The sequence below is a fragment of the Cohnella sp. GbtcB17 genome (genome assembly GCF_019091135.1).
In the GTDB taxonomy this organism is placed as follows: Bacteria; Bacillota; Bacilli; order Paenibacillales; family Paenibacillaceae; genus Cohnella.
Genome location: NZ_JAGXJW010000025.1, coordinates 1 through 23,982 on the forward strand (window position 1 = coordinate 1; position 23,982 = coordinate 23,982).

The window sequence follows — 23,982 nt, forward strand, 5'->3', positions numbered from 1 at the left end:
GCTGGCATACCTGAAGAACAAGGACGTCAAGCGTTACAGCGCGCTGATCGTGAAGCTCGGCCTGCGCCGTTAATTCGCTTCGCGACACAAGCAACCTGCTTAGCCATTCGGGCCTCGGTCCGGGGCGGCGGGTTGCTTTTTTCAAGCTTAGGGCTTGTCCTCCGCGCCTAAGATTCGTCCGGCAGGAAATAATAGAGAGCATGTCGAATTTACATATGTCTAATTTAGAGGAGGGATTGCACTGGCACACCAAGTAGAGATGTCGCTCGGCGGCCGCCCGTTATCTTTGGAGACGGGACGTCTGGCCAAGCAGGCGAACGGCGCCGTTGTCGTCCGCTACGGAGATACGGTTGTTTTGTCCACGGTTACGGCTTCTTCCGGACCGAAGGACCTGGATTTTTTCCCGCTCACCGTCAACTATGAAGAAAAGCTGTACGCCGTCGGCAAAATTCCAGGAGGCTTCATCAAGCGCGAAGGCCGTCCCAGCGAAAAGGCCATCCTGGCTTCCCGTCTGACCGACCGGCCGATCCGCCCGCTGTTCCCCGAAGGCTTCCGCAACGACGTGCAAATCGTCAGCCTCGTCATGAGCGTGGATCAGGATTGCCCGCCGGAGATCGCAGCGATGATCGGCACTTCCGCGGCGCTCGCCATCTCCAACGTGCCGTTCGACGGCCCGATCGGCGGCGTCATCGTCGGCCGCGTCGGAGGCAAATTCATCATTAACCCGACTGTCGCCGAAGAGGAAAAGAGCGACATGCACGTCGTCGTGGCAGGCACGAAGGACGCGATCATGATGGTCGAAGCCGAAGCCGACGAAGTGCCGGAAGCCGACGTGCTCGAAGCGATCATGTTCGGTCACGACGAGATCAAGAAGATCGTGGACAAGATTAATGAGCTTGTCGCCGTCGCCGGCCAGCCGAAGATGGAGGTCAAGCTGCATGCCGTAGACGCCGCCGTCGAGAGCGACGTCAACGCGTATGCTCAAGCGAGACTCGTCGAAGCCGTCCGCATCGAAGAGAAGCACGCCCGCCAGGAAGCGATCGACGCGATCAACGCCGAGACGGTCGAGCATTTCTCCGCCGTTTACGCGGAGGAGCCGGGCAAGCTCGGCGACGTCAAGGAAGTGCTGTACGATATCGTCAAAAACGAAGTGCGCCGCTTGATCACGCACGACAAGGTACGTCCAGACGGCCGCAAGCCGGAAGAGATCCGTCCGATCTCGGGCGACGTGTCGCTGCTGCCGCGCACCCACGGCTCCGGGCTGTTCACCCGCGGACAGACACAAGCGCTCAGCATCTGTACGCTCGGCCCGCTCGGCGAAGTGCAAATTCTCGACGGCATCGGCCTCGAAGAATCCAAGCGTTTCATGCACCACTACAACTTCCCGCCATTTTCGGTCGGCGAAGCCCGTCCGCTGCGTGCGCCGGGCCGCCGCGAGATCGGTCACGGCGCGCTCGGCGAGCGCGCGCTGCTGAAGGTCATCCCGTCTGAAGCAGAGTTCCCGTATACGATCCGTCTCGTCTCCGAAGTGCTCGAATCCAACGGTTCGACCTCCCAGGCGAGCATCTGCGCCAGCACGCTGGCCATGATGGACGCAGGCGTGCCGATCAAAGCGCCTGTCGCAGGCGTCGCGATGGGTCTTATCAAGGACGGGGACCAATTCACGATCCTGACGGACATTCAAGGGATGGAAGACCATCTCGGCGATATGGACTTCAAGGTCGCAGGTACGGCGAAGGGCGTAACGGCCATCCAGATGGACATCAAGATCGACGGCATCGACCGTTCCATCCTGACGCAGTCGCTCGAACAAGCGAAGGAAGGCCGCATGTTCATCCTCGGCAAGATGATGGAAGTGATGTCCGAGCCGCGCAAGGAATTGAGCAAATACGCGCCGAAGATCATCACGATGCACATCAATCCGGACAAGATCCGCGACGTCATCGGCTCCGGCGGCAAGATCATCAACAAGATCATCGAGGACACCGGCGTCAAGATCGATATCGAGCAGGACGGCACCGTCTATATCGCTTCCTCCGATGCGGCCGCCAACGACAAGGCGCGTTCGATCATCGAAGGCATCGTCCGCGAAGTGATCGTCGGCGAGACGTATCTCGGCACGGTTAAGCGCATTGAGAAGTTCGGCGCGTTCGTCGAGATTTTGCCGGGCAAGGACGGTCTCGTTCACATCTCGCAGCTGTCCACCGAGCGCGTGGCCAAGGTCGAGGACGCGGTCGCCATCGGCGACAAGATCATAGTCAAGGTCACCGAGATCGACAACATGGGTCGCGTCAACCTGTCCCGCAAAGCCTTGCTCACGACCGAGCAGGTGCAGAGCGGCCAGTAATCGCAGCAGGCTTCACTAACCGCATACGCCAAGCAAAAGAGACCGGTTTTTTCAGTCTCTTTTTTTTATTGGTCGGCTACCGCTTGCCGGCGTACGAAGGGACTGCGCCTTCCCGCGATTTTTCATATTTTCCGTCCGAATCGCATAGGATGTAGACAAGCGATGGGCGCGTCCGCGCCCGGATGGGAGCTGGGAATGAGCCATGAGCAAAACGCGTTGGCCGTCCGCGGTCATGGTGGCGCTGCTAGTCCTGCTGCTCGGGGCGGGCAGGTACGGCCCGCTGCACGCTTACGTGGAGTCCGCCAAGTCCGCAAGCGGGGAAGCGACGTACGCGGAGACGGGATTACTCGGGGACAAGGAGCGGCAGACGGCGGACGAGGGGCAGACGAACGAACAACGATCGCTGAAGGCTTGGCTGGACGCGGAGGCGCCCAAACGCGAGGTCAAACCGAAAAACGCCGTCGTCGACCGCGTCTGGAAAGCGATTCCCGGCTATAACGGCAGGACGGTGGACATCGACGCCACCTATGCCAAAGCAAAAGCCGCGGGTTGGACCGCAAGTAAGGCGGCGGCCGCTCCGGACAAGATTCCGTGGGTTTACCGGGAGATCGCGCCTCAAGTGTCGCTGCAGGACCTGCCGCCTTCGCCGGTCTATCGCGGCAATGCGGCGAAGCCCGCGGTCGGGCTCATGATCAACGTGGCCTGGGGCAACGAATATTTAGCTTCTATATTAAATACGCTTGACGAAGAGCATGCGAAAGCGACGTTTTTTCTCGACGGAAGCTGGCTCGGCAAAAACGCGGAGGCGGCGGAAGAGATCAAGCGGCGCGGTCACGAGGTGTCCAATCATGCGTATTCCCACAAAAATATGAGTACGATCACGGATGCCAAGCAGCTCGAAGAGATCGCCAAGACGCAGACGCTGTTGAAAAAAACGCTTGATGTCGACAACCGCCTGTTCGCCCCTCCTTCCGGGGATTTCGACGCCAGAACGGTGCGGATCGCGGCAGGGCTCGGATTGACGACGGTTTTGTGGACGCTCGACACCGTCGACTGGAAACGGCCGCCCGCGGCCGGCGTCGTCGCGAAAATCGCGGCCGGCGTAGGTCCGGGAACGCTTATTTTAATGCATCCGACGCCGACGACCGAACAAGCGCTCAAAGGAATCATTCGTGCGGCGAGGGCCAAGGGGCTGGTGCCGGGAACGGTGTCGGAGGTGCTGTCCGAACGCCGGTTGGATGCTTCGGCGACGGGTAATTAAATGTTCATAGGGGCGCTTCGCGGCGCTTCTTCGGTTGTGAGGGATGTCGATTTTTGATATCATGTTATCATTCATGGCAAGGGGGAGAACGGTTGAATAAGTACACGCTGAAGAACGGCTTGCGCGTGATGATCGAGAATATCCCGACCAGCAGGTCGGTTGCGTTCGGAATATGGGTGAAGACGGGGTCCCGCTACGAGACGACGACGGACAACGGAATCTCGCATTTTGTCGAGCATATGCTGTTCAAGGGCACGCGCCGCCATTCGGCGAAGGATATCGCCGACCGCTTCGACGGGATCGGCGGCAACGTCAACGCCTTCACCGCCAAGGAGTATACGTGTTATTACGCCAAGGTGCTCGACCAGCATCTGCCGATCGCCGTTGACATTTTGTCGGATATGTTTTTTGAATCCCAGCTCGCCGAAGAGGAGCTGGCCAAGGAAAAGAACGTCATCCTCGAAGAGATCGCGATGTACGACGATACGCCCGACGACACGGTTCACGATCTGGCGTCGACGGCCGCATTCGGCGATCATCCGCTCGCCTATTCGATCTTGGGCACGGCCGAGCGCCTCCATGCGATGGGACCGGACGATCTGCGGGACTACATGAAGCGCAGGTACACGATCGAAAATACGGTCGTCAGCCTCGCCGGCAACGTGGACGAGAGCGTGCTCGAGCTGCTTGAAAAGCACTTCGGCGCCTTCGCGATCCATTCGGAAGCGCCGACGCTGTCGGCGCCCGCGTTCAGACCCGACGCGCTGTTCCATGCCAAAAAAACGGAGCAGAATCATTTGTGCCTTACGTTTCCGGGCTGCCCGATCGACGACCCGAAAATGTACGCGATGACGCTGCTGAACAACGCGCTCGGCGGCGGAATGAGCTCGCGCCTGTTCCAGGAGATCCGGGAAAAGCGCGGATTGGCCTATTCGGTCTATTCGTACCATACGAGCTATGCCGACAGCGGACTGTTCACCGTCTATGCAGGCACCGCGCCCAAGCAGACGAGGGACGTATACGATCTGACGATGGAGATGCTTAACGAGGCGTACGCCAACGGATTAAGCGAAGCCGAAGTGAGCCGCGGCAAGGAGCAGCTCAAAGGCAACCTGATCCTGAGCCTCGAGAGTACGAGCAGCCGGATGAACCGGCTCGGCAAAAACGAGCTGATGCTCGGGCGCCATCTGACGCTCGACGAGATGATCGAACGAATCGAGGCGGTCACGATGGACGACGTCGCGAACATGATGAAACGTATCATGAGCCAGCCGGCGGCATTGGCGCTCGTGGGCTCGCAGGAAAAGGTATTGTCGGGCATAGGGAGGGAATTCGTTGTATCCAATCCAGTTGAAGCGGCTGCCGGGGAATGAAGACGTTCCGCTGCCGCGCCGCATGTCCGAATGGGCGGCGGGCTTCGATCTGCACGCCGCGGTCGCGCAGCCGGTCGTGCTCGCGCCGGGCGAACGGGCGTTGATTCCGGCAGGCTTCGCGATGGCGATGCCGGCCGAGCTTGAAGCGCAGATCAGGCCCCGCAGCGGCCTCGCCTACAAGCACGGCATTACCTGCTTGAACTCGCCCGGCACGATCGATGCCGATTACCGCGGCGAGGTGAAGGTGCTGCTTGTGAATTTGGGGCAGGAGCCGTTCGCGATCGAGCGGGGCGAGCGCATTGCGCAGATGGTATTCCAGCGGGTGCCGCAGGTTGCGATCGAGGAGACCGACGAGCTGCCCGACACGGTGCGAGGCGCCGGCGGCTTCGGTCACACGGGAGTTTGAATTTGCATAGGAACGTCTTGCAGGGCGCACATGCCCCGCAAGACGTTTTTTTGTGCCCTTGTAAACCGGCGGCGCGGATGCGCCCTGCTCCGCACCCGCCGGGGGGCGGTTGCATACGATGAGTTATGCAAGTCGCGATGCGTGCCGCCCGAGCCGCGACGCCATCGCCCGGGAGGCATCGACCTCGGCCGTCTCGCGCTGAGGAAGCCGCCAGGCGCCAAGGTCAAAGGAGGGAGAAGTCATGCTTACGGGCGTGCATATTATCGTCGCCGGAGGCGACGCGCGGCAGCTCGAGGTCATTAGACGGCTTACCGAACTGGATGCGACGGTAACGCTGATGGGATTCGAGCGTCTCGACACGCCTTTTTCGGGCGTGACCAAAGGGGAGTGGACGCCCGATGCGCTGCGAAGCGCGGACGCGCTGCTGCTGCCGGTGGCCGGTACGGAAGAGGACGGTGCGATTTCGGCGATATTCACGGATCAAGAGTTAAAACTGACGGACGATTATGCCGCGGCATTGCCGAAAACCTGCAAAGTATATACGGGACTTGCGAGGAGCTATTTGCGCAAGCTTGCCGAGAAGCATCGGCTGACGGTCGTAGAGCTGTTCGAACGGGACGACGTGGCCATTTACAACTCGATACCGACGGCGGAAGGCGCCTTGATGATGGCGATTCAGCATACGGACATCACGATTCACGGATCGAAATGCATGGTGCTCGGACTCGGCCGGACGGGGATGACGATGGCTCGCGCGCTGCAGGGGCTGGGGGCGTCCGTCATGGCGGGGGTGCGCCGGGAAGACGCGTTCGCGAGGGCGTACGAGATGGGCTTCGAGCCCTTCTACATCGCTGATTTGGCGCGGCTTGCGGGGAATATTGACTTGATTTTTAATACGATACCGAATATGATAGTCACAGCACAAGTGATCTCCAAACTTCCCCTTCGCGCGGTCATTATCGACCTTGCATCCAAGCCCGGCGGCACCGATTTCCGGTTCGCGGAGAAGCGCGGCATCAAGGCGCTGCTGGCGCCCGGGTTGCCCGGCATCGTCGCCCCCAAGACGGCAGGACGCATCATCGCGAACAGTCTGTGCCAGAGCATTCTGGACGACTACAAACAGGGGGAAGCGCCATGAATTGGCAAGGAATCACGGTCGGGTACGCATTATCCGGCTCTCACTGCACGCTGCCGGAGATTATGCCTCAGATTCAGCGCTTCGTCGATGCCGGAGCGAACGTCGTGCCCGTCGTCAGTCAGAGCGTGCTGACGACGGATACGCGCTTCGGGGCGTCGGCGCATTGGCGGTCCGAATTGACCCGGATGACGGGCAACGAGATTATCAGCACGATCGTGGACGCGGAGCCGCTCGGACCTTCCAAGCGCTTCGACGTCATGATCATCGCCCCTTGCACGGGCAATACGACGAGCAAGCTGGCCAACGCGATGACGGACGGACCGGTGCTGATGGCCGCCAAGGCCCAGATGCGCAACGGCAGGCCGCTCGTGCTGGCGATATCCACGAACGACGGCCTCGGGCTGAATGCCGCGAATATCGCCCGGCTGCTCGTCGCGAAGAACATCTACTTCGTGCCCTTCGGCCAGGACAATCCGGACCAGAAGCCCAATTCGCTCGTCGCGCGGATGGATCTGGCGATCGATACGTGCGAGGCCGCCCTCCAAGGCAAGCAGCTGCAGCCGATGATTATCGAACGGTTTTTATACGCTTGAACATATCCATATAGAGATGGTCGCTTGATTAGAGGGGAGAGTCATCATGTCTACGCCTACGTTGTTTAACGTCGCCGTTGTGGGAGCCACCGGCGCCGTTGGGGAACAGATCTTGAAGCAGCTCGCAGCGCGCAACTTCCCCATCAAGGAACTGAAGCTTCTTTCTTCGGCGCGCTCCGCCGGAACGAAGATCGAATTTAAAGGTCAAACCTATACGGTCGAAGAAGCGACGCCCGACAGCTTCAAGGGCGTCGAGATCGCGCTGTTCAGCGCAGGCGGCGACGTCTCGAAGGCGTTGATCCCGCACGCGATCGAGCACGGGGCAGTCTGCATCGACAATACGAACGCCTACCGCATGGATCCGGGAACGCCGCTGGTCGTGCCGGAGGTCAACATCGACAAGGTCGCCGAGCACAAAGGCGTCATCGCGAACCCGAACTGCTCGACGATTCAGATGGTGGCGGCGCTCAAGCCGCTGTACGATCGTTACGGCATTTCCCGCATCATCGTCTCGACCTATCAGGCCGTATCGGGCGCCGGCGCGCGCGCGATCGACGAGATGCTCCGGCAGTCGAAGGAAGTGCTTGCCGGAGGCGATCCCAAGCCGGACATTCTGCCGGTCGGCTCGCTGCCCGTCAAGCATCAGATCGCTTTTAACGCAATCCCGCAGATCGACAAGTTCCAGGACAACGGCTTCACGCTCGAAGAGATGAAGATGATCCGCGAAACGAAAAAGATCATGGACGACGATTCGCTCGAAGTGACCGCGACCTGCGTCCGGATCCCGGTCGTATACGGACACTCCGAATCGGTGTACGTCGAGCTGAAGCAAGACTTCGACGTCGGCGAAGTGAAGACATTGCTCGCAGGCGCGCCTGGCATCGTGCTGCAGGACGATCCGGACAGCCAGCTGTATCCGCTCGCAACCGGCGCGGCGGGCAAGAACGAAGTGTTCGTCGGGCGCGTACGGCGCGATCTGTCCAACCCGCGCGCGCTCAATCTGTGGATCGTATCCGACAATCTGCTCAAAGGCGCCGCCTGGAACGCCGTTCAGATCGCCGAACACATCGCAGCCTCGAGAGCTTAAATCGTCTGCCCCCCAGCCCTTCCCGAAGCCGGGGAGGGCTGGTCTGACGGATGCGGCCTAATTCCCTTCCCGAGCGGCGCCATACACATCATCGCGGTTCCGACATTTTTGAGGCGAGGAAGGATGTTTCGATGGTTACGGTCCAAAAGTTCGGAGGGACGTCGCTGTCCGACGCTAACGCTCGGGCGCACGTCCTCCGTCATATTCGGCGGGAATACGAGGCCGGCGCAGGGCTGGTCGTCGTCGTGTCGGCGATGGGGCGCCGGGGCGAACCGTACGCGACGGATACGCTGCTCGAGTGGGTCGGCACGAACGGAGCGGGATTGGCCGAACGGGAGAAGGACTTGTTGATGAGCTGCGGGGAGCTAATCTCCGCAGCTACATTATGCAGCCTGCTAAGCGCCCATGATCTGCCGAGCGTCGTCCTTACCGGAGCCCAAGCGGGCATCGTCACCGACAACAAGTTCGGCGCCGCGCGCATCGTCGAGGTGAAGACCGAGCGAATCCTCGCCTACCTTGCGCAGGGCAAGATCGTTGTCGTGACGGGCTTTCAAGGCGCGACGGCAGACGGTGAGGTTACGACGCTCGGACGCGGCGGCAGCGATACGTCGGCTACCGCGCTCGGCGCCGCGCTTCAAGCGGACGTGGTCGATATTTACACGGACGTGGACGGCATATTGACGGCCGATCCGCGCGTCGTATCGGAAGCGCGGCAGCTGGCCGTCGTGAGCTACGACGAGATTTGCAATATGGCTCATAACGGGGCCAAGGTCATTCATCCGAGAGCCGTCGAGATCGCGATGAAGGCGGGCATTCCGGTGCGTGTCCGCTCCACCTTTTCCGACGGGGAAGGGACGCTCGTCACGCATGCCAACGCGGCCGAAGGGCATATCGGCTGGAGCGATCGTGCGGTGACGGGGCTGGCGCATGTCAGAGGCGTCACGCAAATTTCCGTATCGGCCGATAGGACGGCGCTTAATCCGCAGCTTGAGGTGTTCCGGGCGATGGCGAAAAACGGGATCAGCGTCGACTTCATTAATGTGATGCCTGCGGGCGTCCTTTATACGGTAACGGACCACGATGCGCCGCTCGCGCTGCGGCTGCTCGCCGAGATGGGATTCGAGCCGCGCGTGCGCGGCGGCTGCGCGAAAGTATCGGTCATCGGCGGCGGTATGAACGGAGAGCCGGGCGTCATGGCGAAGATCGTGGAGGCGCTCGACGAGCGCCAGATCCCCATCCTGCAGTCCGCAGACTCGAATACGACGATATGGGTGCTCGTGCGCGAGGAGGATATGGCGGCCGCGTTAACCGCGCTCCATTCCGCTTTTGCCTTGCATGCGGTATCATGAGATTTATGACCAATGTGACGCTAAGGATCGGCTTATAGACGAAGGAGGATACGGGTATGGATTTCGGCCGCCTGATTACGGCGATGGTGACGCCATTTAACGAGCAATTGCAGATCGATTGGGAAGCGACCGGTCGGCTGATCGACGAGCTGATCGAGGTACAGAAGTCGGATAGCCTGGTCGTATCGGGCACGACCGGCGAATCGCCGACATTAACCGAAGAAGAGAAGCTGGAGCTGTTCCGCTTCTCGGTGCGCCGCGCGGCGGGGCGCGCAAAGATTATCGCCGGCACCGGCAGCAACGATACGGCCCATTCGATTCATCTGAGCAAGCTCGCCGAAGAGGCGGGCGTCGATGCGTTGCTGCTCGTCGCTCCTTATTACAACAAGCCGAATCAAGAAGGCCTGTATTTGCACTTCAAGGCGATCGCCGAATCCACGAAGCTGCCCGTCATTCTTTACAATGTGCCGGGACGTACCGTCGTCAGCTTGTCCACCGCGACGACGCTCAGACTCGCGCAGCTTCCGAACGTCGTGGCGACCAAGGAATGCGCGTCCGTCGAGCAAATTACCGAGCTGGTCGCAGGCGCGCCTGAAGGCTTTGTCGTGTACAGCGGAGACGATGGCATCACGCTGCCGACGCTTGCCGTCGGCGGTTATGGTATCATCAGCGTGGCGAGCCACGTCGTCGGCGCGGAGATGAAGCAATTGATCGATGCGTTCCTTGACGGACGATTGACGGAGGCGGCACAGCTCAACGGCAAGCTGTATCCGGTATTCAAAGGTCTGTTCCAGTGCCCGCATCCCGTGCCGAATCCTGTCGCCGTCAAGCATGCGCTCTCCGTCAAAGGATTTAACGTCGGCGGCGTAAGACTGCCGCTCGCTCCCGCCTCGGCCGACGAGCAGGCTTTTATCGAAGCTTTATTTAACTGAATGCCGTCCGGGATTTGGTTCTTATTCCATATGTATTCGAGCGACCGATGCCTCCGGCATCGGTTTTGCGTTAAATGGAGAAATTAATCGTATTCGGCCGTATTCGTTAGCCTGACTTGTACGAGTGGATTGGCATCATGTATAATGGGGTGGAGTGAATGGGTGCGGCCAAAATTTGCAACTTGACAATTCCATAGATCGGGATCGTCGAATTATCGTAGGAGGTACTAGACTTGTCCAAGAAAAACAGCACAGACAAATTATTGATTTACGCGCTTGGCGGCGTCGGCGAGATCGGGAAAAATATGTATGTCGTTCAGTATGGGAACGATATCGTCGTCGTCGACGCAGGCTTGAAATTTCCGGAAGAAGAGATGCTCGGCATCGATGTCGTCATCCCGGACATTACGCACCTGCTGGACAACCGCGAGAAGGTTCGCGGCATCCTCGTCACGCACGGTCACGAGGACCATATCGGCGGACTTCCTTACGTTCTGAAGCAGCTGAACGTGCCGATCTACGCCACGCGTCTCACGACCGGGCTGATCGAGAACAAGCTGAAGGAAGCGGGACTGCTCGGCGATACGAAGCGCATCCTGATCACCGCCGATTCGGAAGTGCAGATGGGCTCGATCAAGGCGTCCTTCTTCCGTACGAACCACAGTATCCCGGACTCGGTCGGCGTTTGCCTCGAGACGCCCGAAGGCGTCGTCGTGCATACGGGCGACTTCAAGTTCGACCATACGCCGGTCAACGATCAATACGCGGACCTGCAGCGGATGGCCGAGATCGGCAAGCGCGGCGTGCTTGCGCTGCTGTCGGACAGCACCAATGCGGAGCGCCCCGGATTCACGCCGTCGGAGAGCAATATCGGCAAGGAATTCGAGGAGATCTTCCGTCGGGCGAAGCAGCGCGTCGTCGTGGCCACGTTCGCATCGAACGTCCATCGGGTTCAGCAGGTCATTAATGCAGCTGCAGAGACGCGCCGCAAGATGGCCGTCGTCGGCCGCAGCATGGTGAACGTCGTGACGATCGCGTCGGAGATGGGCTATTTGGACGTTCCGGAGGGCATGATCATCGAGCCCGAAGAAGTGAACAAGCTGCCGGCCGATCGCGTCGTCATATTGTCGACGGGCAGCCAGGGCGAGCCGATGTCCGCACTGTCGCGCATGGCGCGATCGACGCACCGCAAAGTGGACATTCTTGCAGGCGACACCGTCATCATTTCGGCGACGCCAATTCCGGGCAATGAGAAATATGTCGGCCGAACGGTCGACGAGCTCATGCGCCTTGGCGCGCACGTCATTTACGGGCCGGGCTCCGTATCCGGCGTACACGTATCCGGTCACGGCAGCCAGGAAGAGCTCAAGCTTATGCTCAACCTGATCCGTCCGCAGTACTTTATTCCGATTCACGGCGAATACCGGATGCTTCGGCATCATGCCCTGCTCGGCGAATCGGTCGGCATCGACCGGGAAAATATTTTCCTGTGCGACATCGGCGACGTCGTCGAATTCCAGAACGGCACTGCGCGCAAGGCCGGCAAGATTCCTTCGGGCAACGTGCTGATCGACGGATTGGGCGTCGGGGACGTAGGCAATATCGTGCTTCGCGACCGCAAGCTGCTCTCCCAGGACGGCATTCTGGTCGTCGTCGTCACGCTGTCCAAGCAGGACGGCACGATTTTGTCCGGTCCGGATATCATCTCTCGCGGCTTCGTATACGTGCGCGAATCCGAAGGCTTGCTCGAAGAAGCGAACCGGATCGTGACGGGTACGCTGCACAAGCTGATGAGCGACAATGTGAACGAGTGGGCATCCCTGAAGACCAACGTGAAGGACGCGCTCGGGCGCTTCCTGTACGAGCAAACGAGAAGAAGACCGATGATCCTGCCGATCATCATGGAAGTATAAACGAAATCGCAAGCAACCCTCACACTCAACCGAAGACCGCTTCCCCGGCATATCCGGGCAAGCGGTTTTTTTGGCATTTTTCCCGCGATTCGCGAATCGAATAATGTGCGCCTGTGCGTTCATACTATGTCGAACCGCAGAAGCCTGCGCCCAAGCGGCGCGGCGCGATCGCAGATTCGGGAAGGAAGTGGCAACTTGACGAACTCGATGAACTCAATCAATTCAATGAACTCGCTGAAATCGACGAACGACGAAACGCGCGTATCGGAGCAGCCCGCGACGCCGGACGAAGCGCGCAAAGGCTCGGTCGCGGCCGAAAATATCGTCCAGCTCGGCACGGCAACCGTGCCGCAGGCCGAATCGAACGTATTTTGCCTGACGATCATCGGACAGGTCGAAGGTCATATGATGCTGCCGCCTCAGAATAAAACGACCAAGTACGAACACGTCATCCCGCAGCTGGTGGCCGCCGAGCAGAGCCCGAAGGTCGAAGGCTTGCTCATCGTGCTCAACACCGTCGGGGGCGATGTCGAGGCGGGCCTTGCGATCGCGGAGATGATCTCGTCGCTGTCGAAGCCGAAGGTGGCGGTCGTGCTCGGCGGCGGGCATTCGATCGGCGTGCCGATCGCCGTCGCGGCCGATTATACGTTGATAGCGGAAAGTGCGACGATGACGATTCATCCGATCCGGATGAACGGTCTTGTCATCGGCGTGCCGCAGACGTTCGAATATTTGGACAAAATGCAGGAGCGCGTCGTTCGCTTCGTGACGAGGCACAGCAAGGTAGGAGAAGTCAAGTTTAAGGAACTGATGTTCAAGACGGGGGAGCTCGCACGCGACATCGGCACGACGGTCGTCGGTCCAGACGCGGTATCCTACGGTTTGATCGATGCGATCGGGGGAATCGGCGAGGCGCTTCGCGAGCTCAACCGGCGAATCGCGGAGCGCAAGCTGGCGTTCGCCGCGCCGCAAGGAGGCGAGGTGCAATGACGCTGTATACGCCGATGCCGATGGAGCTGGTGCTCGAAGGCTGGAGCGATGCGCAACAACCGATGATCGAGGTGGAGCTCGGCGCGCTGCGCATGCTGCTGGCGCCGGTCGCCCCCGGCGTCGGCAAGCTCGTCCGTCTCGTTTCGGCGCCGCTCGACGCTTATTTGATGCCGGCGCTCGAGCCCGGCAAGCTGATCTACTTCGGCGCGGCTCCGTCGAACGCGGCAGCGGGAACGCCGTCGATCGACGACGGGGAACGGGGACTTTAGACCGTCTGGCGGCCGTTGTTGGGCTCATGCTACGCTTCGGTAAACTATGGTATAATGGGTGACCGGAGGTGGCGGAGTTGGCCAAGCGCAAACGAAAAAAAGATACGCTGGGCGCAAGCCTCAAATACGAAATATACGGCATTCTGCTCATTACGATATCCGTCATCGCCATGTACGGCGAAGCCGCGGGCGGTCGTTCGCTTTCCAAGCTGTTCGGTTATTTGCTGGGCAAATTTTATTTTTTGCTCCCGATCGCCGGCATCTGGCTCGGATTGCATGTGATGATCCGCAGAGCCTGGCCGCGCGGCTGGACGATCCGCCGGAGCGGGTTCGTCATGGTGTGCTGCGGCTTGACGCTGCTCAGCTCCATGAGCTTCGTCGATTCGCGGCTCGGTCCGCTCGAAGCGATTCGGCCTTCGGCGATTTTCAGCCAGACGACGCATCAGCTGTACGAGCAGCTGTGGAATGCGCCGATCGAAAACGAAGCGCGGATCACCGGCAAAGATATCGGCGGCGGGCTACTCGGGGCGATGCAGTATTCGATTTTTTATTGGCTGTTCGGCTATTACGGCGCGAAGTTCGTGCTGATCGTCGAATTTATCATCGCCTTCATGCTGCTCACGAATCGATCCTACGTGGATATGATGAAAGGCATCCGCACGTTCGGCAAGCGCCTGCTGCCATTGCTGGCGCAGCGGCTGTCCGGCGGACGCAAGCTGGCCAAAGCGAAGGCGGTGCCGGTCAAGCCGAGGGCGAAAAAGGGACAGGTCGCCGCGGCGATGGCAACGATGGGAGACGACGATTTTCAGGACGAGCCGATCGCGCGGCGGGCGGATGCGAAGAAGCCGTATTTCTTCCAGTTGTTTCACGGCAAACCGGGCGGGGCCGAGACGGCCGAGCCCGACGATCTGGACGGCGAGCCCGCTCTGTATCCGTCTGCGCCGACGGTCAACATCGGCGCTCGTCCCGAGGGGCGCGGCAAGAGCAGGAAAAAAGATGCGGAGCCCGCGTTCGTTCCGATGGAGGAGCCCGTCGTTCAGCCGCCGTACATAGAGCCCGATGACGAGTGGGAGCCAGCGCCCGCGCAACCGGATCCCGGTCCGAGATTTCACGATTTCGCCGATCAGGTGCCCGCGTTCGACGATGCCGACGAAGCGGCCTGGAAGCAGTCCGAGCTTGAGCTGGACGAGCCCCCCGGCGTGGAGCCGGTCGTCGATGCGACCGTACTGCCCGACGCGACGGGAGTCGAATCCGACCCCGAACAGGCAGCCGCGCCGGGGGCGGGACCGAACGGTTCGATCGCGGACGATTCGGCTGCGCCGGCCGGTGCGGCGCCGGTCAAGCCGAAGCGGGTGTACCGCATGCCGCCGATCCATCTGCTCGGCAAGCCGCAGGGCGGCGGCAAGGGCGGCGCGGGCGACGGCGGCCGCGAGGTGGCGCGCAAGCTGGAGGCGACGCTCGAGAGCTTCGGCGTGCGCGCGAAGGTGCTCGACGTGGCCAGAGGCCCGGCGGTCACGCGCTACGAGCTGCAGCCGGACGTCGGCGTCAAGGTTAGCCGGATCGTCAGCCTGACCGACGATATCGCCCTCGCGCTCGCGGCGAAGGACATTCGGATGGAAGCGCCGATCCCCGGCAAGTCGGCGATCGGCATCGAGGTTCCGAACAACGAAGTCAGCGTCGTGACGCTGCGCGAGGTGCTCGAGACGCCGACCTTCCAGGAAGCGCCGAGCAAGCTGACGATCGCCTTCGGCCGAGACATTTCCGGTCAGCCGATCGTCGGCAACCTTGCCCGCATGCCGCATATGCTCGTCGCGGGCGCGACCGGCTCGGGGAAGTCCGTTTGCATCAACGGCATCATTACGAGCCTCTTGTACAAGGCGAAGCCGGACGAAGTGAAGTTTCTGATGATCGACCCCAAGATGGTCGAGCTGAACGTGTACAACGGCATTCCGCATCTGCTGGCACCGGTCGTCACGGATCCGCGCCGCGCTTCGCTGGCGCTGAAGAAGATCGTCGTCGAGATGGAAAAGCGTTACGAGAAATTTTCCAAGTCCGGCACGAGGAACATCGAAGGCTACAACAACTTGATGCTGAGCGGCGACAACCCGGACGGCGTGCTGCCGTATATCGTCGTCATCGTGGACGAGCTTGCGGACCTGATGATGGTGGCGGCCGGCGACGTCGAAGACGCAATCTGCCGTCTCGCGCAGATGGCGCGGGCGGCCGGCATCCACCTGATCATCGCGACGCAGCGCCCTTCGGTCGACGTCATCACCGGCGTCATCAAGGCGAACATTCCGAGCCGGATCGCGTTCGGCGTCTCTTCGCAGGTGGACTCGCGCACGATCCTCGATATGGTCGGCGCTGAGAAGCTGCTCGGCCGGGGCGACATGCTGTTCCTGCCGATGGGCGCTTCCAAGCCGATCCGCGTGCAGGGCGCATTTCTGTCGGACAACGAGGTCGAGTCGGTCGTCGCATATTCGCGAGGCCAGGCCGAAGCGGAGTACAACGAAGAGCTCGTTCCCGAGATCGAAGAGTCGGACGACGCCGCGGACAACGAGCAGCTCGACGAGTTGTTCGATCAGGCCGTCGGCATCGTGCTCGAGGCCAAGCAGGCTTCGGTCTCGCTGCTGCAGCGCCGGATGCGCATCGGCTACACCCGGGCGGCGCGCCTGATCGACTCGATGGAGGCGAGAGGCGTCGTCGGTCCTTACGAGGGCAGCAAGCCGAGAGAAGTGCTCGTCACGCTCGAACAATTTCAACAGCGCTCCTCCTGACTCGTCGGGAGGGCGTTTTTATGTCCATGAATAGCCATCCATGACCTTCCTCATACTAACCTCAAGCTTGCCCGCGGTCCTATCGGAGTTGCGGCGCACGAACGATGAATATGGAGAGGAAGGCGTGAATGAATATGCGCTATCGTTTGGTTATTTTGACCGTGTGCCTCGTCAGCTGCCTGTTCGGGCTTTATACGCTCAACCGGCTCGACAAACCGCATGCGGCGCGCGAGGCGTTCAGCAGTGCCGTCATCAAGAGCGGCGCGTCGGGCAAAGACGTGTACGAGCTTCAGGGCAGACTTAAATACTTGGGCTACTACAGCGGAAAAGTGGACGGCAACTTCGGCCCGACCACGCTGAATTCCGTCAAGTGGTTCCAATGGAAGTTCGGCATGAAGGCGGACGGCGTCGTAGGCGGCAAGACGAAGCTGAAGCTGTGGGAAGCGACGAAGGATTGGAAGCCGACGGCGGCCGATCTCGGCAAGGAGGCAGAACCGGGCCAAACCGGGAACGGCGGAGGCGGCGGAGGAGGTGCCGCGAACGAGGCTAACCTGCCGGCGTCGAACGATATGGGCGTGTCGGCCAACGACTTGAAGCTGATGGCCAACGCCGTATACGGCGAATCGCGCGGCGAGCCTTACGAAGGACAGGTCGCCGTAGCGGCGGTTATCTTGAACCGCGTTCGCGCCTCCGAGTTCCCGAATACTGTGTCGGGCGTCATCTTTCAGCCCGGCGCCTTCACCGCGGTGGCGGACGGACAGATTTATCTGACGCCGAACGAGACGGCCGCCAAAGCCGTCAAGGACGCGCTGTCCGGCTGGGATCCGACGGACGGCTGCCTGTACTACTTCAATCCGAAGACGGCGACGTCGAAGTGGATCTGGTCGAGGCCTCAGTACAAGACGATCGGGCAGCATATTTTTTGCAATTGACCTTTTTTCCTGACGCGCCTTATTTGCTTCGGGCTTGACCATGCGCTAGAATGGGCTTGAATCCAGAATCAGGGAAGGGATCTGAGGCCTTGCAGACTGAAGTGTTCCAGCGCGGCGCAGTCGGCCGGATGCGCATCCACGTATTGCCGACCACCCGATTCAAAACCTTTTCCTTGTCGCTTTTCGCCGGCGTACCGCTGGACGAATCGCGCGTCACGCCGGTCGCGCTCGCGCCGTTCGTGCTTCGCCGCGGCACCCGGACCTATCCGGAGACCATTCAATTCCGCGAGCGTCTCGACGAGCTTTACGGCGCCGGTTTCGGCTTCGACATTTACAAACGGGGTGACTATCAGATCGTTCAATTTCGCCTCGATATTATTAACGACGCTTTCGTTTCCTCGAGCCAGTCGCTGCTGGAAGAAGCGCTGCGTTTCCTCGGCGAGGCGTTGACGGAGCCGGCCCTGGATGGCGGCGCCTTTAACGCCAAGTACGTCGAATCGGAAAAAACGACCGTACTAAAACGGATCGAGTCCATTATCAACGATAAGATCCGCTATGCGGCGGAGCGCTGCCTTGAGGAAATGTGCCGAAACGAGCCTTACAGACTGCTTGCGCTCGGACGCAAGGAGGAGCTGCCGCAAATGACGCCGGCATCGTTGTACGAAAGCTACCGGAAGTGGCTGGACGAAGCGGTGTTCGACCTGTACGTGTCCGGCGATACGTCGCTCGAGCAGGTAACAGAGTGGGCGTCGCAGTACTTCAAGCTCCCGAACGGACAGCCCGGCGCCTACCGCGCCGCGGAGATCAAGCCCGCCTCGGAGGCGCCGCGGACGATCGTCGAGCGGCTCGACGTCGGGCAGGGCAAGCTTAACCTCGGGCTGCGGACCGGGATCGCGTATTCCGACGACCGTTATCCGGATTTGCTCGTTTACAACGGCGTACTGGGCGCTTTCCCGCATTCCAAGCTGTTCATTCACGTTCGGGAAAAAGCCAGTCTCGCTTATTACGCCTCTTCACGTCTGGACGGCCACAAAGGCTTGCTCACGATTCAATCGGGCATCGAGATCGCGAACTACGAACGCGCGCTGGACATCATTCGCCAGCAGCTTGACGAGATGCGCGCCGGCCATATCGAGGAGCAGGAGCTTTCCAAGACGAAGGCGATGCTCGTCAATCAGCTGCGCGAGATTCAGGACTCGGCCTTCGAGCGGATTGCTTTCGATTTTAACGGCGTCGTCTCCGGCAAGCAGCGCAGCGCGGACGAATTGATCGCGGCGATCGAGTCCGTTACCGCCGACCGCGCGGCGGCGGTTGCCGGGGGCGTCGGACTGGATACGATCTACTTCCTGCGCGATCTGAAGGAGGAGGCGGCCCATGTCCAAGCTTGATTATCCGAAGCTGCAGGAGACGCTTTACCGCGAGGTGCTGGACAACGGACTCGAGGTGTTCGTGCTGCCGAAGCCCGGCTTTACGAAGACATACGCGACGTTTACGACCAAGTACGGTTCGGTCGACAATCACTTCCGTCCGGAAGGGCAGGAAGCGCGCGTCGTGCCCGACGGCATCGCCCACTTTCTCGAGCACAAAATGTTCGAAGAGCCCGAAGGCGACGTTTTTTCCCGCTTCGCCGAGCAGGGCGCATCCGCCAACGCGTTCACGAGCTTCGACCGGACGTCGTATTTGTTTTCCACGGCGGGCGATCCCCTTGCGAGCCTCGATACGCTGCTCGACTTCGTGCAGAATCCGTATTTTACGGACGAGAACGTGGAAAAAGAAAAAGGCATCATCGTCCAGGAAATCAATATGTACAAGGACAATGCCGATTGGCGCGTCTACTTCGGCTTGATCGAAGCGCTCTACGCGAAGCACCCGGTGCATATCGACATTGCAGGCACGGAAGCGTCCGTTCGTTCGATTACGAAGGAGCAGCTTTACGACTGCTACCGCACCTTTTATCATCCGTCCAACATGACGCTGTTCGTCGTCGGAGGGATCGATCCCAATGAGACGCTCGAGCGTGTGAGGCGCAACCAGGCGCGCAAAACGTTTGCGCCCGGCGGTGCTATCGAACGACTGTTCGAGACCGAGCCTACCGGCATCAGGGAGGCTCGCCGCATCGTCAAGCTGCCGGTATCGCTGCCCAAGTGCATGATCGGCTTCAAGGAGGCCGGTCCGTTTCCGGAAGGAGAAGCGGGCATTCGCAGAGAGCTCGCGGCGAAGCTCATGCTCGACGTGCTGATCGGCTCGAGCTCGCCCGTTTACCAGCGTTTGTACGATGACAATCTGATCTCGGACAGCTTCGGACACGAATACAATACGGGTCCGGGCTACGCCTTTACAGTAATTGGCGGGGATACGCGGGATCCCGACGAATTGCTGCAGCGCGTCGCGGCGGCGATCGACGAGGCGATTCGGAGCGGCCTGCCGCAGGCATCGTTCGAACGGACACGCGCGAAAAAGATCGGGGCCTATTTGCGAATGCTGAACAGCCCAGAAGCGATCGCGGGCGAATTTACCCGCTACCGCTTCAAGGGCGGAGATCTGTTCGATGTCGTGCGCCTGTACGAGAGCATCACGCTTGACGAGGTTCATGAGCGGCTTCGTCTGCTGGGCGACACCGGCAGCCGATCGGTGTGCATCGTCAGGTCGGATGCCGAGTGACGATTGAAAGGCATGAAGAGCGCATGCGCCGGACGCCCGGCTGCGCGCTTGTCACCGGCGCTTCCCGCGGCATCGTCGCGGCGGTCGCGCGCCGGCTGGCAAAGGACGGCGCCGGCTTGATCGTGCATTACCACCGATCGCAGGAGCGCGCCGAAGCGGTGGCCGCCGAGTGCCTGGCGCTCGGCGCCGCGTTCGCGGAGGTCGCGGCAGCCGACATCCGGTCAAGCGCCGATATCGCCGCGCTCAAGACATCGCTTGAGCAAGCCGGCCGCATGCCGGACATTTTGGTGCATGCGGCCGGAACGGCGCACTACGGCTTGCTGGAGGATCTGGAAGAAGACGAGTGGGACGACATTCAGCATGTCCACCTCAAAGCGGCTTACGGGCTCGCCAAGCGCTTCGGCCCGGCGATGTCGTGGCGGCGGCGCGGCCGGATCGTGCACGTCAGCAGCGTGTGGGGCGTCGTCGGCGCCGCGGGCGAAGCCGCTTATTCCGCGGCCAAAGGCGGCTTGAACGGATTGACCAAGGCGCTGGCGCGCGAGCTGGCCTTTGCGGGCGTCACGGTGAATGCCGTCGCGCCAGGCCTCGTCGAGACGGACATGCTGGCCGAGCTGGCGCCTTCGGAGCTGGCCGAGCTGCGCGAAGAAGTGCCGATGAAGCGATTTGCGGACCCGAACGAAGTAGCGGAGCTCGTTCGCTTTTTGACGCTCGGCGACGCCGGTTATATCACGGGCCAGGTCATCGGCCTTACCGGCGGCTGGCGGATGTAGCGGCCGGGCACGCCGAATAATGCGCGGTGCCGGGGGCATCCTATCCATGCATTGATCTCACCCATCAAGGAGGATGTCGGATGTCTACCGTGCTGAGCAACTTTGAGTCCTGGAAAAAATTTCTGGGCGACCGGATCGAGGCCGCGAAGGACTTGGGGATCGGCGAAGACGCGATTGCCAAGCTCGCGTACGAGATCGGCGAATTCCTCGACAACAAAGTCGACCCGAAAAACGAAGAACAACGCGTCCTGAAGGAGCTTTGGGACGTCGGCGACGAGTCCGAACGCAAGACGATGGCCGCGCTCATGGTCAAGCTCGCCAAGCATAGCTAAGCCGGGCGACGGACAAGAAGGAAGGCTCTGCCGATCGGTGGCGGAGCCTTCTTTGTTTACCGAAAAATTGCAGACGCTGCCAGCTGACCTGACGGGGGCGATGAAACACGTAGGACTTTAGTAGGAATCTTTTGCTGACTTTTGCAGGAGCGTGTTCACCGTTGTAGAATGAAGTTTGAAGGAATCGGCGACGAGGTGTCTAATGAATACGAAACAGTGGTATATGGAATATAAGATACATAAAAACCGTCCGGGTCTGCTCGGAGACATCGCGTCTCTGCTCGGCATGCTCGAGGTGAACATCCTCACCATCAACGGCGTCGAGGACCGGACGCGGGGCATGCTGCTGCAGACCGACGACGACGAAAAAATCGAGCTGCTCGGCAAAATGCTGGCCAAGGTCGAAAATATATCGATCGTAACGCTGCGTCCGCCGCGATTGACGGATATTCTGGCCGTCCGTCACGGAAGATATATCGAGCGGGATTCGGACGACCGCAAGACGTTCCGTTTTACGCGGGACGAGCTGGGGCTTCTCGTCGATTTTCTCGGCGAGCTGTTCAAGCAGGAAGGCAACCAGACGATCGGACTTCGCGGCATGCCCCGCGTCGGCAAGACCGAATCGATCATCGCCGGCAGCGTATGCGCGAACAAGCGCTGGGCGTTCGTCTCTTCGACGCTGCTCCGGCAGACGGTGCGCAGCCAGCTGTCCGAGGAGGAGATGAATCCGCACAATGTGTTCATCATCGACGGCATCGTGAGCACGATCCGCTCCAACGACAAGCATTACGGCTTGCTGCAGGACATCATGGCGATGCCTTCGACGAAGGTGATCGAGCATCCCGACATTTTCGTCCGCGAATCGAGCTTCGACTACGACGTCTTCGATTGCATCATCGAGCTGCGCAATACGCCCGACGAGGAGATTACGTACGAGAACTTTACGACCGCGGGTCTTGACGAAGGATTTTGACGAATTTGAATGGAACGACTTTGAACAGATCCGTATGAAACGGCAGGGGGGTGAAGTTTGTGTCAGATTTGGGCTTGCTGCTTCGCAAAGCGAGGGAGCAGCGAGGGTACACCCTCGACGACATCCAGGAAATTACGAAAATACGCAAACGCTACCTTGAAGCCATTGAGACCGGCGATTATAAAGTGCTTCCCGGATCGTTCTACGTTCGGGCCTTCGTCAAGACGTATGCCGAGACGGTAGGTCTCGACGCCGAAGAGGTGCTTCGCCTTTACCACAAGGAATTGCCGAAGGCGCAGACGCCGGAAGCCGGCGCGCCGGAGCCTTCTTATATACAGCCCAAGAGCCGCAGGGTTCAGCACAACGATCGGGTCGGCAAAGTGGTCGTCACCTCGCTCATGTGGCTGTTCCCGATTCTGATCGCCGTCGTCATTTACGTTTATTATGCGAACAACAAGACGGAGACGGACAAGCCGGCGGGGTCGACGCCGCCGTCGATTACGACGGAGACGGCTTTGCCCTCTTCCGCCGCGACGGCTACGCCGACGCCTACCGCCACTCCGACACCAACGCCGACGCCGCCGCAGACGACCGTTACGTTCCGGGAGAAAAAGAACAGCCGTTATTATTTCGACGTCTCCCCGGCAGGCAAGCATCAGTTGAAAATTACGTTCCCGGGCGGAAAAAGCTGGGTCGGCGTGAATGAGAATAACTCATCGGGCAAGTCGATTTACGGCAAAACGCCGGAGCAGACCGCGGAGTTGACGTTCGAGCTCGGCGAGACGCCGCTGTACGTGAACCTGGGCTTCGCCAAAGGCGCGCAGATCGAGATCGACGGCGTCGTCGTCGACGACGAGGACGTTCCGGGCCGCAGAAGATTCATTTTCACGGTCGTCGACGACACGGGCCAATCTCCGACGCCGACGCCTTGACCGACAAAACTGCGCATATTCGCGAACCCGAAGAGACAGGCTAGTGTTAGCATCGATACGCTAGCATGGAGGTTGGGGCGAATGGCAGTCAGTTGGATCGTGACCGCGATCGGCGTCGTGGTCAGCCTGCTGGGCTGGGTGATGACGCCGAGCGCCTGGGGCTACGGCATTCTGGGCTTTGGACTGGCATGGATCGTGCTTGGCGTGCTCGATTTGTTCCGCGAGCCGGCCCGCGGCAGATAGTCGAACCGAGGAAGAGAATGAGCGCCAAAAGCACTCATTCTTTTTTTTGCGACGGCGGCAACCGCCCCTTGGTCGTCGTCTTGGAAACCCCGCCGCATATCGTTTATAATGTACACAATCGATGAAAGAGAAAGGAAGACTACATATGGCATCCGAATATTCGTTCGACATCGTTTCCAAGGTTGAGCTTCAGGAAGTAAGCAACGCGGTTCAGCAAGCGGTCAAGGAAATCGAAACCCGGTTCGACTTCAAAGGGAGCAAGAGCAGCATCGCGCTCGAAGGCGAAGCGCTGACCGTTGCGTCGGACGACGAGTACCGGCTCAAGAGCGTCATCGACATTTTGCAGAGCAAGCTGATCAAGCGCGGCGTGCCGATTCGCAATCTGGATTACGGCAAGATCGAGCCGGCGTCCGGCAGCACCGTTCGCCAGAGCATCAAGCTTAAGCAGGGCGTCGACCAGGAAAATGCGAAAAAAATCAATATTCTGATTCGGGATTCCAAGCTGAAGGTAAAAAGCCAGATCCAGGGCGATCAGCTTCGCGTGACAGGCAAGAGCAAAGACGATCTGCAGGCGATCATGTCGCTTCTAAAGGGCGCGGATCTGCCGCTCGAGCTTCAATTCACGAATTATCGCTAAGAGCGCGCTTTGCGTTTCGACCGTTTTTGACAGTGCGGCGAGCCTTCATTTATACTGACATGAACAT

The 23,982-nt window shown here is 60.2% G+C and carries 22 protein-coding genes and 1 pseudogene; all 23 read left to right on the forward strand.

Annotation, left to right across the window (positions count from 1 at the left end; all coding sequences use genetic code 11):
* Positions 1-73 (forward strand): annotated as a pseudogene (gene rpsO / locus KVT38_RS15150) (30S ribosomal protein S15); the annotation flags it as partial.
* A gap of 168 nt (positions 74-241) precedes the next feature.
* Positions 242-2,347: a polyribonucleotide nucleotidyltransferase gene (pnp, locus tag KVT38_RS15155; protein ID WP_217594653.1), complete on the forward strand. Its 2,106-nt coding sequence runs from the start codon at positions 242-244 to the stop codon at positions 2,345-2,347.
* Between the two features lie 202 nt (positions 2,348-2,549).
* Positions 2,550-3,608 carry a polysaccharide deacetylase family protein gene (locus KVT38_RS15160; RefSeq protein ID WP_217594571.1) on the forward strand — a complete coding sequence of 353 codons (1,059 nt, stop codon included), beginning with the start codon at positions 2,550-2,552 and terminating at the stop codon, positions 3,606-3,608.
* 92 nt (positions 3,609-3,700) lie between these two features.
* Positions 3,701-4,981 carry a M16 family metallopeptidase gene (locus KVT38_RS15165; protein ID WP_217594572.1) on the forward strand — a complete coding sequence of 427 codons (1,281 nt, stop codon included), beginning with the start codon at positions 3,701-3,703 and terminating at the stop codon, positions 4,979-4,981.
* Positions 4,944-5,387, forward strand: coding sequence for a dUTP diphosphatase (gene dut / locus KVT38_RS15170; RefSeq protein WP_217594573.1), 444 nt, complete (start codon positions 4,944-4,946; stop codon positions 5,385-5,387). The genes KVT38_RS15165 and dut overlap by 38 nt, the downstream gene beginning before the upstream one ends.
* Before the next feature lie 241 nt (positions 5,388-5,628).
* The gene (dpsA, locus tag KVT38_RS15175; protein ID WP_217594574.1) at positions 5,629-6,525 is read left to right on the forward strand and encodes a dipicolinic acid synthetase subunit A; all 897 of its coding nucleotides are present in this window, start codon (positions 5,629-5,631) and stop codon (positions 6,523-6,525) included.
* The gene (locus KVT38_RS15180; RefSeq protein ID WP_217594575.1) at positions 6,522-7,118 is read left to right on the forward strand and encodes a dipicolinate synthase subunit B; all 597 of its coding nucleotides are present in this window, start codon (positions 6,522-6,524) and stop codon (positions 7,116-7,118) included. Before dpsA ends, KVT38_RS15180 begins: the two co-directional genes overlap by 4 nt.
* 46 nt (positions 7,119-7,164) lie before the next feature.
* Positions 7,165-8,205 carry an aspartate-semialdehyde dehydrogenase gene (locus tag KVT38_RS15185; protein ID WP_217594576.1) on the forward strand — a complete coding sequence of 347 codons (1,041 nt, stop codon included), beginning with the start codon at positions 7,165-7,167 and terminating at the stop codon, positions 8,203-8,205.
* Between the two features lie 131 nt (positions 8,206-8,336).
* Positions 8,337-9,554: an aspartate kinase gene (gene dapG, locus KVT38_RS15190; protein ID WP_217594577.1), complete on the forward strand. Its 1,218-nt coding sequence runs from the start codon at positions 8,337-8,339 to the stop codon at positions 9,552-9,554.
* Between the two features lie 56 nt (positions 9,555-9,610).
* Positions 9,611-10,486 carry a 4-hydroxy-tetrahydrodipicolinate synthase gene (dapA, locus tag KVT38_RS15195; RefSeq protein ID WP_217594578.1) on the forward strand — a complete coding sequence of 292 codons (876 nt, stop codon included), beginning with the start codon at positions 9,611-9,613 and terminating at the stop codon, positions 10,484-10,486.
* A 233-nt stretch (positions 10,487-10,719) separates the two neighbouring features.
* The gene (locus KVT38_RS15200; protein WP_217594579.1) at positions 10,720-12,399 is read left to right on the forward strand and encodes a ribonuclease J; all 1,680 of its coding nucleotides are present in this window, start codon (positions 10,720-10,722) and stop codon (positions 12,397-12,399) included.
* A 225-nt stretch (positions 12,400-12,624) separates the two neighbouring features.
* Positions 12,625-13,389 carry a ClpP family protease gene (locus KVT38_RS15205; protein WP_217594654.1) on the forward strand — a complete coding sequence of 255 codons (765 nt, stop codon included), beginning with the start codon at positions 12,625-12,627 and terminating at the stop codon, positions 13,387-13,389.
* A complete protein-coding gene (locus KVT38_RS15210) occupies positions 13,386-13,658 on the forward strand; it encodes a YlzJ-like family protein (protein ID WP_217594580.1) in 273 nt (90 codons plus the stop codon). Before KVT38_RS15205 ends, KVT38_RS15210 begins: the two co-directional genes overlap by 4 nt.
* 77 nt (positions 13,659-13,735) lie before the next feature.
* Entirely contained in the window at positions 13,736-16,435 is a 2,700-nt protein-coding gene (locus KVT38_RS15215; RefSeq protein ID WP_254639249.1) for an FtsK/SpoIIIE family DNA translocase, read from the forward strand.
* Positions 16,436-16,569: 134 nt separating this feature from the next.
* Positions 16,570-17,367 carry a spore cortex-lytic enzyme gene (gene sleB, locus KVT38_RS15220; protein ID WP_217594656.1) on the forward strand — a complete coding sequence of 266 codons (798 nt, stop codon included), beginning with the start codon at positions 16,570-16,572 and terminating at the stop codon, positions 17,365-17,367.
* A gap of 89 nt (positions 17,368-17,456) precedes the next feature.
* Complete coding sequence (gene yfmF, locus KVT38_RS15225; protein ID WP_254639250.1) at positions 17,457-18,755, forward strand: EF-P 5-aminopentanol modification-associated protein YfmF; 1,299 nt, start codon at positions 17,457-17,459, stop codon at positions 18,753-18,755.
* On the forward strand, positions 18,742-20,028 hold the full coding sequence (gene yfmH, locus KVT38_RS15230) for an EF-P 5-aminopentanol modification-associated protein YfmH (RefSeq protein ID WP_217594582.1): 1,287 nt from the start codon (positions 18,742-18,744) through the stop codon (positions 20,026-20,028). Before yfmF ends, yfmH begins: the two co-directional genes overlap by 14 nt.
* On the forward strand, positions 20,025-20,798 hold the full coding sequence (gene ymfI, locus KVT38_RS15235) for an elongation factor P 5-aminopentanone reductase (RefSeq protein ID WP_368859104.1): 774 nt from the start codon (positions 20,025-20,027) through the stop codon (positions 20,796-20,798). Before yfmH ends, ymfI begins: the two co-directional genes overlap by 4 nt.
* An 80-nt stretch (positions 20,799-20,878) precedes the next feature.
* Positions 20,879-21,130: a DUF3243 domain-containing protein gene (locus KVT38_RS15240; RefSeq protein ID WP_090115780.1), complete on the forward strand. Its 252-nt coding sequence runs from the start codon at positions 20,879-20,881 to the stop codon at positions 21,128-21,130.
* A gap of 202 nt (positions 21,131-21,332) precedes the next feature.
* Positions 21,333-22,103 carry a DUF3388 domain-containing protein gene (locus tag KVT38_RS15245; RefSeq protein WP_217594583.1) on the forward strand — a complete coding sequence of 257 codons (771 nt, stop codon included), beginning with the start codon at positions 21,333-21,335 and terminating at the stop codon, positions 22,101-22,103.
* Positions 22,104-22,162: 59 nt separating this feature from the next.
* Positions 22,163-23,035 (forward strand): helix-turn-helix domain-containing protein, encoded by an 873-nt coding sequence (locus KVT38_RS15250; RefSeq protein WP_217594584.1) that lies wholly within the window; start codon positions 22,163-22,165, stop codon positions 23,033-23,035.
* 81 nt (positions 23,036-23,116) lie between these two features.
* On the forward strand, positions 23,117-23,278 hold the full coding sequence (locus KVT38_RS15255) for a hypothetical protein (protein WP_217594585.1): 162 nt from the start codon (positions 23,117-23,119) through the stop codon (positions 23,276-23,278).
* Between the two features lie 145 nt (positions 23,279-23,423).
* The gene (locus KVT38_RS15260; RefSeq protein WP_217594586.1) at positions 23,424-23,915 is read left to right on the forward strand and encodes a YajQ family cyclic di-GMP-binding protein; all 492 of its coding nucleotides are present in this window, start codon (positions 23,424-23,426) and stop codon (positions 23,913-23,915) included.
* Positions 23,916-23,982 lie beyond the last annotated feature (67 nt).